The sequence below is a fragment of the Paenibacillus sp. Y859 genome (genome assembly GCF_056786405.1).
In genome coordinates this window covers 199,791-214,458 of the sequence record NZ_JBXCIZ010000003.1, presented here as the reverse complement: position 1 = coordinate 214,458, position 14,668 = coordinate 199,791, and the positions used below count along the sequence as shown (strand labels likewise).

Sequence of the window (14,668 nt, the reverse complement as noted above, 5' to 3'; positions counted from 1 at the left end):
TTCCCTACATCGGCATTTCCCACGGAGTTCCCCTCTTATGTGTAGATTTCGTCACCTTTGGTTTAGTGGTCACCTTGGCAAGACTCTTAGCCTCATTCGAGATACTGCTACTTCCCTTAGTTGGACTACTCTTTTTACTTTGAGGTTGTTTAACTCCGGCGTTTGCAGCCTTGGAAACTTGTACTTTAACCGGTGTTGGAAGTTTCCCCACATAAGATGAAACTGCAATTCGAACTTCCTTCATCGTCAATGTAAACGCTAATCCATCCTTAATCGTATGGTCATGCTTAGATGAGAACCCTGAGAGTAATCCAGTAAACATAGTTCGACCCGAAAAACGAACGACCTCTCCCCGATCCTGGGCCTTCACGATCATCGCCCGTGTACTATCCGCATTGTCACCAACAATAATGCCGCTAATGGAAAGTGTCCGGGCTTTACGTTGAACATGGTCACTGAGGTCAATATCCCTCTCCACAGGCTGATCAGTGATATCCACTTCAAAGCTCGGACTCTCATCCTCAACTAAGATGTAATGACCGTTAAGTATCGCCATTATCCACTCGCCCCCAATCCATTACGTCTCAGCACGCTTTCCAATATTTTTTGAACTTCTTGGGCAACGATCGCTCCTACGTCCCGTGCATTCTTAACATCTCCGCCACCCTCTACAGTGACAGGTACGGTAACATTAATGGAGACACCACCACTCCTTGGTGTCGTACTGGCTGGATAGCTTCTTGCTGGATTTGCGGATGAATAAACTTTGTTCTCCGCAGCCGTCATGACTCTTTCACCCTTATGAAGTTCGGCAATATAACCATCGAAAGGAACGTTATCTAAACCAAGAGCATGACTCCCATCAGCTTGTACACCGTTAGGGATCGTTGCAATAGTCGGAATGCTAATACCCAACTTACCAAATCCGGGTATTTCCATACTTAAGATGCTATTCACTTTCGTGATCATGTTATTCAGTTTCCCTATAACCCAATTAATCCCTGTTATAAAGCTTCCCTTAATTCCTTCCCACATCCCTGTAACGCTTTGAGACATTCCATCCCACAATTCGGAGGATACCGATTTAATTGTGCCCCATACATCAGTAATAATAGTTAGAATACTATTCACTGACGTCGTTATGGATAAAATAATACTGTTCCAAATTGACGTCAACATCGTCCATATCCCAGTAAACACTTCCATTGCGTACAATCTAATTTGGTTCCAATAAGTAGCGAGTTGAATGACTAAATTACTAATGTATCCTATGATCGCATCCCATATTGCCAATCCCCATGTTACAAAAAAATTAATAACCGAATTGAATATTGACTTGGTGAACGCTATAAATGTCGTCCATAATACTTTTAACCAAGCTACAATTGCTCCCCAATTTTTAAAAATCAGGATAACACCCGCTATAGCTGCTCCAACAAGTACTGCAAGTCCTATAATAGGAAGAAGTGGTGCTATCATTGCCCAACCAGCAATAGCGGCAGACCACATAGCTGGAATCATGGCTACTAGAAGCACTAGCGCAACGCCCCCAAGAGCTGGAGCCAGTACATCAATATGATCAACAAAGAACCCTACAGCGTCTGAAATAAGTTCCAGTACAGGTAGCAATAATAATCCCATTGGAATTAGAATACCTGTTTCAATTTGCCTTCCCATGGTTTCAAGCGCCTCTCCAGGAGATTCAAAATTCGTCTGATTTATCTGCTCCATCGTATCCTTCGTCATATCAAACTGGCTTCTAGCTGTTCCCATAGCAGCGATAATAGGCGCATCCAATGTCTTGAATTGATCTCCCATTAGAGCCACACCTATAGAATTTCGCTTCAAGGGATCTTCTATCTCGGAAAGCTTCTGCATTATTCCTGAGAACGACTGCTTCGCTTGAGGTCCCCCATCGGTAAAAGTACTGAACATTTGATCTGCATTTAGACCAAGAGATTCAAACGCTTGTCTCGTCTCATCTGATCCACTGGTCGAAAGCATACTAAATTGTTCAATCGCAGCACCCACTGTATCTAAACTAAGCGCACCATTGCTTGATCCAGCAGCTAAAGTATCGAACATTTCATTAGCAGTAAACCCTAGCTCCTGAAATGGTTTAGAGTATTGGTTAGCCGTTTCTACAAGCTTACCTGATTGATCTAATCCACTTTGCGCTCCTTGCGCTAATAGTCCCATAGATTGTTCGGAAGTTACGCCAAAAGCTTGCATCATCGTATCTGCAGTCTTTACAGATTCTGTGACGCTATAACCAAATGCCTCCTCTAATAATAAAGCATTCTTAGTCGTATTCTGTAAGTCATCTCCGGTCTGCTTCGTGATCTGCATCGTTGTTGATATCGCGCTCCCCAAATCCTCCCACGACTTACTGAAATTCTGATTGTATAAGTTATTGGCAACGTCCTCTGTAGCCTTCATCTGTGCATTAGTGGCACCTGTCGCTTGTTGAATCGATGTCATCGCATTAGAATAATCACTCGCTGCATCCATTGCTTTCTTTCCTATTGATATGCCGTTACCTACAACGTTTAATTTTTTAACCAAATCCGTTAACTTAATCGTCTTCTTCTCGGCTTCTTTCAGTGCAAAGCTGACAACTTTGATGTCAACCTCATAAGTGAGATCACCGATCTTTACATCAGCCAAATAAATCACCTCATATGAAAGAAAGAGTACCCGAATGGGTACTCATTTCTTATTCATTTCCTTTTTTTGATGCTCCATATAAAGATCCAAAGCTGCATTCGCTTCTGCTAGATCGTCATGATCCATCTTATCCAGATCACTATATGAAATTTTCATATCCGATAACATCAAGCGCCACATATGCCAATTCTCTTTAGCTTTCCTGCGAGCTTCCGCCTTGCTTATTGTCATCCTCTTCACCATCCTCGTCTTGACCCGAGATGAATGAGTACGCTGCATTGATGACTTCGGTATATTCCTTATAATTCGAGAAATCATCAATTTTCATTTTGGGATTAACGACAACGTGCTTCAGCACTTCTTCGGCCAGACGTTCCTCAAGAACAACACCATGCTTGTTCATAGCTGCATCCTTAATTTTGGATACGGTACGTACACCTGGATGTTGGAACATATACTCCTTCTTCAATGCTTTAGATGTATAATTTTTCTGTTTAAACATGAATGATCGTCTCCTCTAGTTTACTCGACCACATGGTCAAGACATTGAATTTCATACTGGCGGTCTTCCGCTTCATTACCGTAAGTGCGTGTAGCTGGCTTTTTAACAAAAGCTTGTGTCACTGTAATTGTTTCCTTAGGTTCGCCATTGAAAATAATTGAGATCGGCACAAGCTTGCCTGTACGTGCTATCTTATCCAGGAATGCAACCTGTGGACTGGTTGGAAATAACGTCAACGTGAGCGTCCCCAATGGGTTATTCACCTTTGTCATTACAACGTCACCCTGAGAACCTACCTTTGCTGTTTGTGCATCCTCATCCTTCTCAAACTCCACCATATCCTCTGAGAATCCAGTGATATATACTCCATCAATCGTCACAGTTAGATCCATCGGATCATAAGTTGTTGCCATATTTATCTCTCCCTTTTATAGCTTAATAACGCCGCTTATTTTAGTTTTGTGAATAGCTCCTGCCAATTCAAATGAGAATGAACCATCATTGTATTCCCGCTTCTCACGATCCGCTGGATCCACTTGGGAACGCGGCTTAAAGGTTGTGCTATATAACGGTAGACCTTCATCATCTTGAGCAATCATGCCATTCATATCCGCACGCTTCAGTACAGTCTTAACTTCCCCCTCAATCTGAGAAATTCCAGTATTATCGTACCGAACCTTGTCTTGTCGATTGAAAAGTTTCTGTACAGCCAGTTCGATACTTTGCGTAATATAATCCTGGGAATGAATAATATCGATATACTCACCACTAACGGTCTTACCTTCACTTGTAACGTCATCGCCTGCTTTGGTGACATACGTATTCGCACCAAGATCATGAATATTAAGTAATTCCGTTGTATCCATATCTACAGGTACAATTCCACGCAAGGTTAGATTCTTCCATGTCAGAGCCCCAGGCGATGTTGATGCTGCTCGACCCGCCCACGCTGCTTCGGGAAAATTGGATACATCTGCATGATAAAAAACGGCTGTACGTGTGAATTTTTTAGCCTTCATTGCAGTGAGGGTTTCTTTATCACTACTACGGGCTATAAACATCCGCGTACCATTCTGTTCCACTGCCTCAGCAATAGCTGTCATATCAGCAAGTTCGGTAGAAGTAGATATAAGGAAATACCAATCCTTAGTAAATATCTTCCCTACCAAATCCTCTAGCGTTTCTCCTACCGTTTTATGAAGCATAATGGCAATTTCAGCTGGTGAATGGTCACCCTGATTCAAGAGCGCATAAGCTGCCTTATACACTTCCGTATTCTCTGCAAAATCCTTCTTAACGGCATCTAAATCAGCATACCTTGTATACTCCATCCCACTTACGCTCTCACCAATAATCATCGGTTTGCCAAAACCGAGTTTCGGTGTTGGACGCTGAATATCAATCGTTACAGTTACATCATTTCTTACTGACAAAGTCCTCAACTCCTCTGAATTTTTGTTTGTTGTATCCATTCTAAATCTGATTCCAAGATATCCAACGTTCGGAACTCCACGTCAAATCCTTCACGACGCTCCCATACCGTACCGTTCTGAATATCTCGATTGCTTACTGATCCTACTTTCGCTACAACCACATTAACCTTTTCTTTCAGTTCTACATGTCCCTCTGACTTAAACCATTCCCGAGCGGTACATGCATTGTGTGTGCGGATTGCCTTGTCGTCATCGAAAGATAAGAACGTCATCGTGAAATGTACCGTCTCTGTCTTAATGAGCTTATCTCCCACTTGCATGACAACGGGAAACCCACGACTACTATGGAACACATCTGAGAATTCGCAGGTAACCAGTCCACCTGTTAAGTTGCCAATCGTTCCAACCGTTACATTGACTTCGTTATCGAGGTGAGCAGATAACCCCTCGATAATAATCGTACGAATAGTCTCCAATGCAAGCATAGGATCCTCCTTTCTTCGTAACTTTAACTTCAACAAACCATAGAGTGGTCTTACCTCCTTTCCCCCGCACCGCACCCTTGACGATTCACGTCTAAGGTCAATGATCTGACCCACAGCACAGCCGAGTTCTGCAACGATAAGGGGTAGCAGATACACCCGAGAGTGTTCCTCTCTATGAATCTACTATATCTTCGAACCCCCGCCAGAAGACTGTCACGTTGCCGCCAGTTTACCGTCATTGTTCTAAATCACTCCCCAAAGTTTCAAGCTTTCTGTGATCATGGTTATCCCCTTCTCCAGCCTACGATCTACAGTCCGCTCACTCATGATGCTCCGAAATTGTATAGATGTAAGAACATAGCTCCTTGACTTGAAATACCTATGGTCTATAATCCGTTTCACTTCATCATCTAATATAAGGGCGTGTGCTAGTTGAATATGCTCAACTAAATGCTTGTACGCCTTACTCACTTGCTCCTCTTGCAGCGTTAGCTCCTGTTTATGGGACAATCCCGTAATCATCTGACACATCTTAGGGTAATCTCTCAAAAGTGCTTTCGTAGCTTGCTTGTCATTTTTAGTAACTGCCAATAAAACAGAGTTCATCATATAACCTCCTACAACTCGTATTGATATAAAGGATCAAATGCTATTAAGTGAAGTTCCAATACTTACCTTGTGTAATTAATGTAAGGTAATCACGACATTTTGTAAAAGCCCATATTAGACTGAATTGGATCGTTTTAGGTTGATTTTGTAGGTTTTGTCGTTAATTCACGACTATTATCTTGTGTTTACTGGTATATACGACATACAATAGTATTGTATATCCGTCTTCACATCGTTATAATAGGTTATACATGTCGGTAATCCCGACAATAGATGAGGGAGTGGACAAGGTGAGTATCGGGGATCGAATCAAAGAACAACGCAAATCAAAAAAACTTACACAAGCTGAGCTAGCTGAACAAGCTAACTTGTCCCGCTCCTATTTAGCGGATATCGAACGAAATCGTTACAACCCTAGTGTAGATACGTTGAAATCTATAGCGAACGCACTTCATATCAATCTCTCACTACTGATTGAGGAACAAACCTATGACGCGAACACATTGCCCGAATGGGCCACATACAAGGATAAAAGAGACTTTAAGAAGATGCTTGAAGATGATGGGGAATTGATGTTTGATGGAATACCACTTAACGGAGAAGATAAGCGAAAAATTAAAGATGTACTCACGGGATTGTTCTGGGAGGCCAAGCATATGAACAAAGAAGCTCGTAGAACAGGTCAAGAACAAAGACAAAATAACAAAGACTAACGGTTAGGGTGAATGCTATGGATGAACTTGTTAATAAACTTATTCGCAAATATAAAACGAATGATCCCTTTGCCATCGCCCTCAACATGAACATTTCCATTCGTTATGCTGATCTGGGTAATCACACGCGGGGGATATATCATAGAACACTTCGTCGGAGATTCATTATATTACATAATCAGCTTTCACCTGAATGGCAACGTTTTATTTGCGCACATGAATTAGGCCATGATCGCCTTCATAAAGGGATTAATCGTTTCTTCATAGATGAGCATTCTTTCTTTCATGCGGGGAGATACGAACGACAGGCTAATCGGTTTGCGGTTCATCTTTTAACGGCAACCGATACCCTGTTGCCTAATGAATCCGTCCAACATTTCTTACAACGAAATCATATACCTGAAGAAGTGTATCCATTCTATTATTAGCTTGTTTCGCACGCCCAAAAATAGAACATACGTTCCTTGCTGGCGGTATTATGTGAAAATAAGCAAACAAAAAAAGCCCTTGATTATCAAGGGCTTCGAAGTTGTATATTTGGAGCGGGTGATGGGAATCGAACCCACGCTATCAGCTTGGAAGGCTGAAGTTCTACCATTGAACTACACCCGCATAAATAATTAAAGATCGGGACGACACGATTCGAACATGCGACCCCCTGGACCCAAACCAGGTGCTCTACCAAGCTGAGCTACGTCCCGTTATCTATCTTACTTCAATAAAAATCTTTAAGAGTACGAGAAATAATATACCACGAATTCCTATACATTGCAACCATAAAATTACGAATAGTTATAAAAAAGGCGTATCCAATCATATTCTCATTGGATACGCCTTTATAAATTCATTCATTCATTTATTTCTGTTCGAATGTCACTTCAGGAGACATTAATTTATCATAGAAGTCAGCTGATTTGTCTTTGTCTTTCGTCGCTCTTAGAGCCATAGCAGAACGTGGATGCTCATCTAGAGATCCCGTAATCATGTAAGGGATGATATATCCCCACTCTTCCTTTTCACGTAAAGGAATCATGAGTTGTTCGATCACATCTAATACAGGACGTAGCTTGTATTGTGTGTTCTTTAGTTGTGAAACGAGTAGCTCGGTAGGACAATTCCCTGCTGCACGACCCATACCGTACACGGAAGCATCTAACATTTCAACACCGCACTCCGAAGCAAGCGCTGTGTTCGCGAACGCTAGTTGAAGGTTATTGTGGGCATGAATACCAAGACGTTTATTTGGCAAATGAGTCTGGAACTTCTCTACCAAAAATTTAATATCTTTATGATCCAAACTTCCGTAAGAATCTACAATATAAACTACATCAACGACGCTCTCTTTAATCATCGCGAATGCTTCAAGTAATTCATGCTCCATTACATTGGATAGAGCCATAATATTAATTGTCGTCTCATAACCACGATCATGGAATGTTTGAACAAGCTGAAGTGCTTTATCAACGTCCTTGACGTAACAAGCTACACGAATAAGATCAATCATGCTCTCTGAGCGATCTGGAATATCGTTCTCATCCACACGTCCGATATCGACTAATGCAGATAATTTCGTAGTTCCCTTCTGAGGAATGACTTTACGAAGGAATTCATCGTCTAGGAATCTCCAAGGACCTGCTTGCTCTGCGCCCTTAAGCAATTTAGGAGAGTTCTTATAGCCAATCTCCATATAATCAACACCAGCTTCATTCAAGCCTGCATATAGTTTCTGGACAAATTCAACACTGAAGTCCCAATTATTAACTAGACCTCCATCACGAATGGTGCAATCTACAATTTTACTTTGATTCAACTTCATATTTCTAACTCCCCTCACCTATACAATATTATCCCATCATACTAGAATGCCGATCTCAATGTAAAGGGTAAGCGGTTCATTGCAGCGTATTATTCAGTATCATTATGTACACATGAACAATTCGGAGTTTCTTAATAAGTCTGAAGTGACGCAATCAGTTGTGTCGAACCTTCCCCTACTTCACCCTTGTTTAGATTACCCATCGTAGATACGACTACTTCCTTCGCCACAGAACCGGTTAAAAGGGCAACCGATGATCTCCAATCTCCGAAGCCAAGTGGTGTAAAGAATGGAGGATTACTTTGTTGCTGTAACCGAAAGCGGAAGGCACGAATATCGTACACTATGAGCTTCAACGGGGTGTGAATACATCGTGCGGAAACAAAAAATGAGTAGAACAATTGCAGAAACGTCAGAATAAAAAAACTGCCTTTCGGTGCCCTTACCTCGACCGATCCTTCCTCGGTTACATGTACCTAGCTTCACTAGGCACGCAGTTGCATTTTGTACAACTAAATTCAGCCTTTATCCTCTTCAGCTAATTTTAATTGCAAAATCTACATCTAAATTACTGGAAATTCCACTTTTCAGCGTTATCGCCATTTCTAAGTGTAGATTTGCAACTAATTCTCTCTTACGCTACTTTTCCTGCTATTTAAATGTACTTTATACATCTATTCTAGTATATCAAAAGGAATGAGATTGCAGCGAGTTTACGCTTCAACCTCATTCCCTTCCTACCCACTTACTTTTCCACAATCCAAAAATAGCTGTTCCTCTTCGATTCATTCCATCGGTATCCACTATATCTACTATTGGAAACTTTCTTATTTCTTCAAGCGATCGATCACGCTCTGCAATTGGTGCTCCTGAATTACTTTGCCTCCATAGCGGACTTCATTGTAAAGTGAGGTTACGTCTTGCACCACCGAGGGAGACAGCGTAGCACCCTTATTCTTCTGAACTTGTGCCTTTAGTGTCTTTATTGTCTCTTGTTCCCCTTGCATTCCCTGTGTCTCTTGTAACTCTTGTATTTCTAACCCAACTTCATTGGGAGTTTGAGATGTAGAGTACACTAATCCCTGTTTAATTGCTGTTCTAACCATGTCCTGGTAGTAGTAACGAACCTTCCCATGATGATCTTCTGGAGGCGGATTATTCTTGCGTCTAAATGAACGTGAACGCCGTTTAACCTCAATCTTCTCAACCGTATCCAAGTAAATATGTTGATCATCACATTGTTTACGGGGTGATTCAACCCTAGCTCCAAACTTCGCCAGTAACTCTCCTATTTTCAAAAAGACAAAACGGACTAACTTATAGAGTGCAAACAGAACAAGTAATACTAGAAGAATTCCTACTATCCAGTATAGAATATCCATCCATATCGACGGTCCAGCTTCTGTCGGAAGTTCACCATCCAGCATAAACGGATTTTCCATCATCTCTGGCGGAGGACTCATATTATCCGTAACAGGCTCATTCGTACTGGATAATATGTTGTTTAACCAATTAGCAAATTGAATCCATAACCAATAGAAACCTTGACTTAATTGTGTAAATGCTCCAAAGACTAACATCACCACTAGAGTAACGACACTCCAGTTGCGATTCACTTTTACCAACCCTTTTAGTGGCCCCTGTTGAAGAGACTCACTCGATACCTCTCGACTAACCTGCTCAGAATTCAGACGAAGTAACCATGAAGAGAGTGAGATGACACCCGCTATATATAGCAAACCTGCTTCCCAAGGAGACAAGGATAGTTTCGTAGCAAACATCGACAGGACTAACGTGCAGCCAATGCCTGCTAATTGATATTTGAGGGGAAATACCCATTCCCGATTATCATTACCGAGTTTACTTCCTCTAAAAGATATGATAGTGACTACCAACCCTATGATCCAGGCGCTTATAGTCATGCTACCTTGACCAGAAATCGCAAAAGCCACCCCTCCTACAAGCAGTATGCAGAAGTAACTTAGCCAGCGATGTCTAGCTCCTATAAAAAGGGTAGACGCAATCCCAACCATCCCACCGATCCACATCAAGCCAGCAGTATATATGGATGGCTGCAGCGCGATATATTGACTTATAATTAGAATAAAAGAGTAGAAAGCTACCAATTCAAAAAAGACAGCCCTAGATAATACGCTAAATCTATTTATCCCTGTTCTCAAGTTCATGCAATGGCCTCCTTGCCTGATGGCATCTCAGCATGAATGGGAAGAACCATAACAGAATTACCCCGAGAACGAAGTCTCCATACTTGCTCTTCTATTTGTTCAGATACATGACCTGTGATCAGTAAATAATCCCAAGTCTCCCCTTCATTTCTTAATTCTAACTCGTCTTTCAGAAATTGTTCAAAAGGTTGGAGACACTTCATCTGTACTTCTGCCATTGCCTTCAATATGTCGTCCAAATGAGCTTTACCGTACCCAGGTTGAATTCGTATAGCTTGTACAGACTTCGTATGATGAATCGCATTATGCCCAAACCCTACCTTCATCCCTTGCTGGATAAGATATGAGGCTGCCGTTGCTGCATAAGATAATGCTCGTTCCACCATTTCCGGATCAGAGACCACATTCCACATTTCAGCATTAACCTGGACGTTAACATATACGATCACCTCTGGATCAGCCGTATATCCTTGTTTATACACCTGTAGCTGGCCTGTCCGAGCACTTGCTTTCCAATGAATTCGATTCATCGGATCATTTCCCGAATACTCTCTCGTACCTAATATAAGAAATGGGTCCTCCACTACCCAACGTGACACTTCCAGTTCTCCTTGCCAGGTTCGATAGGATGACGGCATATCGTCGATCGATAGCAAAGTAGGGTAGACCGATAATGAAGCATTCACAGGCACTAACTTCGTATTAGAGAATAAACCGAATAAATCTCCACCTGACATGGATACCGTCTCTAATATGTACACTCCTCGGTTCTGTGCTATGAATGGATGATGCCTCGTAATTTTATTATAGGGCTTGAGCGTAAATACACTTCGATGATTCTGATATATACTACCTTTACTGATCTGCATGACCTCTTGGGATTGAAATAAAAAGGAAGCAGGCAGCATAGCCTCCAAACGAAGCCAAATGACAGGCAATCTTTTTTCATTGAGAATGATCTCTACCATCTCTAGTGAATCACCCGCATAGCAATAATCTTTGTTCAAATGACGAGAGTAAGAGATATGTCGTAACACCGGAACACCCAATATAGCAACTTGGATTAGAATGACCAGGATGCCGGCAAAGCACAACCATACAAAAGCCATAGATCACTTCACACTGCTTTCTAATTGGTCTTCGCTCGGCACTGCAATATGTTGTAGTACTTCCTGCAGGAGCACTTCTGCTCGTCCTTCCTGTTGCGCAAGACGATTTCTAAATACTAATCTATGGGACAACACACTAGGCACCATATATTTGATATCATCTGGAAGAACATAATCCCTACCTCTTACAGCGGCGAATGCCTGGGTAGCCCGAAGCAAAGCCTGTGTCCCACGTGGACTTACCCCAAGCGATATATCTGCATGTTTTCTAGTAGCCTCAGCGATCTGAGTAATATAACGGAGGAGATCCTCATGTACCTTTACTGCCATATAGGAAGACTGCGCATCTACAATTTCTTGCTGAGTGACTACAGAGTTCAATTTTTGGCTAACCACTGAAGATGTCGTTCGCTTCAATATTTCAACCCCTTCATTCTCAGAAGGATACCCTAACTTCATTCTAAGCATGAATCGATCCATCTGTGCTTCCGGCAGTGGGAATGTCCCCTGATTATCTATCGGATTCTGAGTGGCTATTACTATAAAGGGTCGTCCAAGAATATGCGTCTCACCATCAACACTGATTTGCCGTTCCTCCATACACTCGAGTAAACTTGCTTGTGTGCGGGGAGTAGCACGATTAATCTCATCAGCGAGCACCATATTGGCGAACAGCGGACCTGGACGGAAGTTGAAATCCCCTTCTTTTTGATTGTAGAAGTGGATTCCTGTTAAATCAGAAGGAAGTAGATCTGGCGTAAATTGAATCCTTTGAAAAGAACATGCCATTGAATTCGACATTGTCTTCGCTAATAACGTCTTGCCTGTTCCCGGCACGTCTTCAAGTAGCACATGTCCCGAAGCTATGATGGCTGTTAACAGTAATTCCACTGCCTCTTCTTTCCCCACAATAACTCGACTAACATTTTCCTTCAACTTATTAGCTAACTCCTGAATCTGTTGAACTTCCATTATCTCCATCTCCTCTAGTAATCGCTTACAACGTTGTTGCCAATGATATAATCATAATTAAACACTGTTCATAATAATTATATCATTCAACCGCCATGGTTTCATCTTATGATGTATGTAGAGGAATTCTAATGGAAGATATAACTTAACGCATTCATATTCTTCTTTACCTAGCACAGGGTAACGATATCATAAATTGCGTTCCTTCTCCTAAGGTGCTTTCCACAGCAATGATACCACTATGATTTTTAATAATTCTATAACTCACGGAGAGTCCAAGACCTGTTCCACTTTCCTTTGTAGTAAAGAATGGTTCAAACAAGCGTACCAATGAGTTCTGATCCATTCCCTTCCCATTATCAGCTATGTTAATCCGCACATGTTCGTTAAGAACTTCAACATGTATTTGGATCATTCCAACGTGATCATGACTCAAACCATCAATCGCATCCATGGCATTTTTAATAATATTTAATATGACTTGCTTTATTTGCTTCACATCAACCGATATATAAGCAGATTCTATTACTTCATGAAGGATAATTTGGCAACCTTTCATTAACGCTTCGCTCTCCGTAAGCAAGACCACTTGCTTCAACAACGATGAGACATTAATAACAGACATTTGAGGAGCTGTTGGCTTAGATGAGTTTAGAAATTCACATATGATGTCATTCGCCCGATCAATTTCCATTAAAATGATTTTTGCATATTCATCTTTTCCCAGCTGAAGTAAGTTAGGGCGTAATAATTGGATAAATCCACGTATCGCTGTCAATGGATTTCTAATTTCATGTGCAATGGAAGCCGATATTTTACCCAACATAGCTAGTTTATCATTCTGATATGCTGACTCTTCAATTTGTTTGTAATCCGAGACATCCTTAGCGCTCAGTAAAAAGTCACCATCCATTTGATCTCCGTACGTTACTGTGAGCAACCAATCACGCCCCCGTTCATCACGAAGTTCATGATGTCCTTTACGTAGAAAGATCGTTTCCCTGTAGATCCGCAATAATTTTCTCTTATTTAGTCGACTTAACTGCGGATGTCTTAATATTTCTATTAAAGAACAACCTATTAAAGATGAACGAGATATTTCAAAAAGCTTGGCCATCTGCACATTAATAAACGTAAGTATTCCATAGCTATTAAAAAGAATAATTCCACTATCAAGATGTTCTAATACATTCTCATACTTATTCTTTAATAGTTGTGATGATTGAAAATCCTGAGGAGATCTTAATAATGTACTTTGGACTTCTCTCAACTTTATTCCTCCCTCTTCATTGAAAGTGAACATCAACTAAGTAATAAGAATATTTTCATTTATTTCCATATTTCATCACATACCAATCATAGACAGACTATTAGAAGAACGTCAATCAGAAATTCTGTCGAAAAAGATAAGATAAAGGGTTCCTTTCAAATATAATACCAAAACAAAAAAAAGGGACCTCCGCATAAGCGAGTCCCCTAATATAATTCCATATATTTAATACTATTGTTAAGTCTTATGTCGAAGACGAATTCTACGCTGACTCATCACTGCAAGTCTTGTTTTAAGTTCTCTTTCCCACTTCTCATCTTCCATCTTCTTCGCAACAACGAGTAAATCCAAAGCCATGTCAATCTGATTCTGAACGATATGATTTGGATCCTCAGTTTCACAGTTAACAACATTCTCGAAAATTTCATCCTCATCTTCTGTTACATAATCTTGAAAGTCAACCTCGAATGCGCCGTCCCCATGTGCATATTCTGCAAGGATTTCATATTCATTCTCTACCTTATAATGAACCTCCACCCGCTGGCAAACTGGACACAGAAGTAGGGGAACATTATGGACTTGAGTGCGGTAATGCTTTAGGGTCCCCTTCGTACCAACCATACTCGCTCCACAGCAAAAACTCATGATCGCTCACCCTCCTCGATTTCTTCTTTCTTGCTTTAAAATATTCGTTCAACAGGTTAACAATTCCTCTTTTTTATGAAAAACCCCCTTACCTGGCACTACATAGCCAGATAAGAGGGAGTTTCACAGTAAGTAATTTATCAAAAAGGCTATTCAAAAAAGAACAATCCACGAAGTGCAATACCTTCTTCTTCGATAAGGATACCGTAATCACTAGCAAGCTTCTTCGTTGATTTCTGCTTTATAAATGTTATCATTCAC

The 14,668-nt window shown here is 41.1% G+C and carries 16 protein-coding genes and 2 tRNA genes; 2 read left to right on the top strand and 16 right to left on the bottom strand.

All coding sequences use genetic code 11. From position 1 onward, the window contains the following. Positions 1 to 4: 4 nt before the first annotated feature. The 7 genes from AC1TO8_RS09985 to AC1TO8_RS09955 form a co-directional block, all read right to left on the bottom strand. Positions 5 to 556 (bottom strand): phage baseplate protein, encoded by a 552-nt coding sequence (locus tag AC1TO8_RS09985; protein ID WP_482055456.1) that lies wholly within the window; start codon positions 554 to 556, stop codon positions 5 to 7. Beyond that, entirely contained in the window at positions 556 to 2,667 is a 2,112-nt protein-coding gene (locus AC1TO8_RS09980; protein WP_482055455.1) for a phage tail tape measure protein, read from the bottom strand. Before AC1TO8_RS09980 ends, AC1TO8_RS09985 begins: the two co-directional genes overlap by 1 nt. Before the next feature lie 193 nt (positions 2,668 to 2,860). Beyond that, positions 2,861 to 3,169 carry a hypothetical protein gene (locus tag AC1TO8_RS09975; RefSeq protein ID WP_482055454.1) on the bottom strand — a complete coding sequence of 103 codons (309 nt, stop codon included), beginning with the start codon at positions 3,167 to 3,169 and terminating at the stop codon, positions 2,861 to 2,863. A 20-nt stretch (positions 3,170 to 3,189) separates the two neighbouring features. Further along, positions 3,190 to 3,582: a phage structural protein gene (locus AC1TO8_RS09970; protein ID WP_438347300.1), complete on the bottom strand. Its 393-nt coding sequence runs from the start codon at positions 3,580 to 3,582 to the stop codon at positions 3,190 to 3,192. Between the two features lie 15 nt (positions 3,583 to 3,597). Then, positions 3,598 to 4,602, bottom strand: coding sequence for a DUF3383 family protein (locus AC1TO8_RS09965; RefSeq protein ID WP_482055453.1), 1,005 nt, complete (start codon positions 4,600 to 4,602; stop codon positions 3,598 to 3,600). 5 nt (positions 4,603 to 4,607) lie between these two features. Next, positions 4,608 to 5,120, bottom strand: a complete 513-nt coding sequence (locus tag AC1TO8_RS09960; RefSeq protein ID WP_482055452.1) for a phage neck terminator protein — start codon at positions 5,118 to 5,120, stop codon at positions 4,608 to 4,610. 210 nt (positions 5,121 to 5,330) lie between these two features. Beyond that, positions 5,331 to 5,696 carry a hypothetical protein gene (locus AC1TO8_RS09955; RefSeq protein WP_482055451.1) on the bottom strand — a complete coding sequence of 122 codons (366 nt, stop codon included), beginning with the start codon at positions 5,694 to 5,696 and terminating at the stop codon, positions 5,331 to 5,333. A 290-nt stretch (positions 5,697 to 5,986) separates the two neighbouring features. Here AC1TO8_RS09955 and AC1TO8_RS09950 point away from each other — a divergent pair, with 290 nt between their 5' ends. Together AC1TO8_RS09950 and AC1TO8_RS09945 are read left to right on the top strand one after the other, a co-directional pair. After that, entirely contained in the window at positions 5,987 to 6,409 is a 423-nt protein-coding gene (locus AC1TO8_RS09950) for a helix-turn-helix domain-containing protein (RefSeq protein WP_482055450.1), read from the top strand. Positions 6,410 to 6,426: 17 nt separating this feature from the next. Continuing rightward, positions 6,427 to 6,837: an ImmA/IrrE family metallo-endopeptidase gene (locus tag AC1TO8_RS09945; RefSeq protein ID WP_482055449.1), complete on the top strand. Its 411-nt coding sequence runs from the start codon at positions 6,427 to 6,429 to the stop codon at positions 6,835 to 6,837. Between the two features lie 110 nt (positions 6,838 to 6,947). Here AC1TO8_RS09945 and AC1TO8_RS09940 read toward each other — a convergent pair. The 9 genes from AC1TO8_RS09940 to AC1TO8_RS09900 all read right to left on the bottom strand — a co-directional run bounded on the left by AC1TO8_RS09940 (position 6,948) and on the right by AC1TO8_RS09900 (position 14,407). Beyond that, positions 6,948 to 7,021, bottom strand: a tRNA-Gly gene (locus AC1TO8_RS09940). A 15-nt stretch (positions 7,022 to 7,036) separates the two neighbouring features. Beyond that, positions 7,037 to 7,110: transfer RNA gene (locus tag AC1TO8_RS09935), tRNA-Pro, on the bottom strand. Positions 7,111 to 7,265: 155 nt separating this feature from the next. Next, positions 7,266 to 8,225, bottom strand: a complete 960-nt coding sequence (locus tag AC1TO8_RS09930) for an aldolase catalytic domain-containing protein (protein WP_482055448.1) — start codon at positions 8,223 to 8,225, stop codon at positions 7,266 to 7,268. Between the two features lie 131 nt (positions 8,226 to 8,356). Further along, entirely contained in the window at positions 8,357 to 8,569 is a 213-nt protein-coding gene (locus AC1TO8_RS09925) for a hypothetical protein (RefSeq protein ID WP_482055447.1), read from the bottom strand. A 483-nt stretch (positions 8,570 to 9,052) separates the two neighbouring features. Next, on the bottom strand, positions 9,053 to 10,411 hold the full coding sequence (locus AC1TO8_RS09920; RefSeq protein WP_482055446.1) for a DUF4129 domain-containing protein: 1,359 nt from the start codon (positions 10,409 to 10,411) through the stop codon (positions 9,053 to 9,055). Continuing rightward, positions 10,408 to 11,520 carry a DUF58 domain-containing protein gene (locus tag AC1TO8_RS09915; RefSeq protein WP_482055445.1) on the bottom strand — a complete coding sequence of 371 codons (1,113 nt, stop codon included), beginning with the start codon at positions 11,518 to 11,520 and terminating at the stop codon, positions 10,408 to 10,410. Before AC1TO8_RS09915 ends, AC1TO8_RS09920 begins: the two co-directional genes overlap by 4 nt. A 3-nt stretch (positions 11,521 to 11,523) precedes the next feature. Next, the gene (locus tag AC1TO8_RS09910) at positions 11,524 to 12,492 is read right to left on the bottom strand and encodes an AAA family ATPase (protein ID WP_482055444.1); all 969 of its coding nucleotides are present in this window, start codon (positions 12,490 to 12,492) and stop codon (positions 11,524 to 11,526) included. Between the two features lie 166 nt (positions 12,493 to 12,658). Beyond that, on the bottom strand, positions 12,659 to 13,762 hold the full coding sequence (locus AC1TO8_RS09905) for an ATP-binding protein (RefSeq protein WP_482055443.1): 1,104 nt from the start codon (positions 13,760 to 13,762) through the stop codon (positions 12,659 to 12,661). A 237-nt stretch (positions 13,763 to 13,999) separates the two neighbouring features. Further along, positions 14,000 to 14,407 carry a hypothetical protein gene (locus tag AC1TO8_RS09900; protein WP_482055442.1) on the bottom strand — a complete coding sequence of 136 codons (408 nt, stop codon included), beginning with the start codon at positions 14,405 to 14,407 and terminating at the stop codon, positions 14,000 to 14,002. Between the last annotated feature and the right edge of the window lie 261 nt (positions 14,408 to 14,668).

What these genes read in the sequence shown, in the direction of transcription:
- AC1TO8_RS09985 (WP_482055456.1), bottom strand. Translation starts at nt 556, where the DNA reads ATGGCGATACTTAACGGTCATTACATCTTAGTTGAGGATGAGAGTCCG.
- AC1TO8_RS09900 (WP_482055442.1), bottom strand. Translation starts at nt 14,407, where the DNA reads ATGAGTTTTTGCTGTGGAGCGAGTATGGTTGGTACGAAGGGGACCCTA.
- AC1TO8_RS09945 (WP_482055449.1), top strand. Translation starts at nt 6,427, where the DNA reads ATGGATGAACTTGTTAATAAACTTATTCGCAAATATAAAACGAATGAT.
- AC1TO8_RS09975 (WP_482055454.1), bottom strand. Translation starts at nt 3,169, where the DNA reads ATGTTTAAACAGAAAAATTATACATCTAAAGCATTGAAGAAGGAGTAT.
- AC1TO8_RS09955 (WP_482055451.1), bottom strand. Translation starts at nt 5,696, where the DNA reads ATGATGAACTCTGTTTTATTGGCAGTTACTAAAAATGACAAGCAAGCT.
- AC1TO8_RS09910 (WP_482055444.1), bottom strand. Translation starts at nt 12,492, where the DNA reads ATGGAAGTTCAACAGATTCAGGAGTTAGCTAATAAGTTGAAGGAAAAT.
- AC1TO8_RS09915 (WP_482055445.1), bottom strand. Translation starts at nt 11,520, where the DNA reads ATGGCTTTTGTATGGTTGTGCTTTGCCGGCATCCTGGTCATTCTAATC.
- AC1TO8_RS09970 (WP_438347300.1), bottom strand. Translation starts at nt 3,582, where the DNA reads ATGGCAACAACTTATGATCCGATGGATCTAACTGTGACGATTGATGGA.
- AC1TO8_RS09920 (WP_482055446.1), bottom strand. Translation starts at nt 10,411, where the DNA reads ATGAACTTGAGAACAGGGATAAATAGATTTAGCGTATTATCTAGGGCT.
- AC1TO8_RS09930 (WP_482055448.1), bottom strand. Translation starts at nt 8,225, where the DNA reads ATGAAGTTGAATCAAAGTAAAATTGTAGATTGCACCATTCGTGATGGA.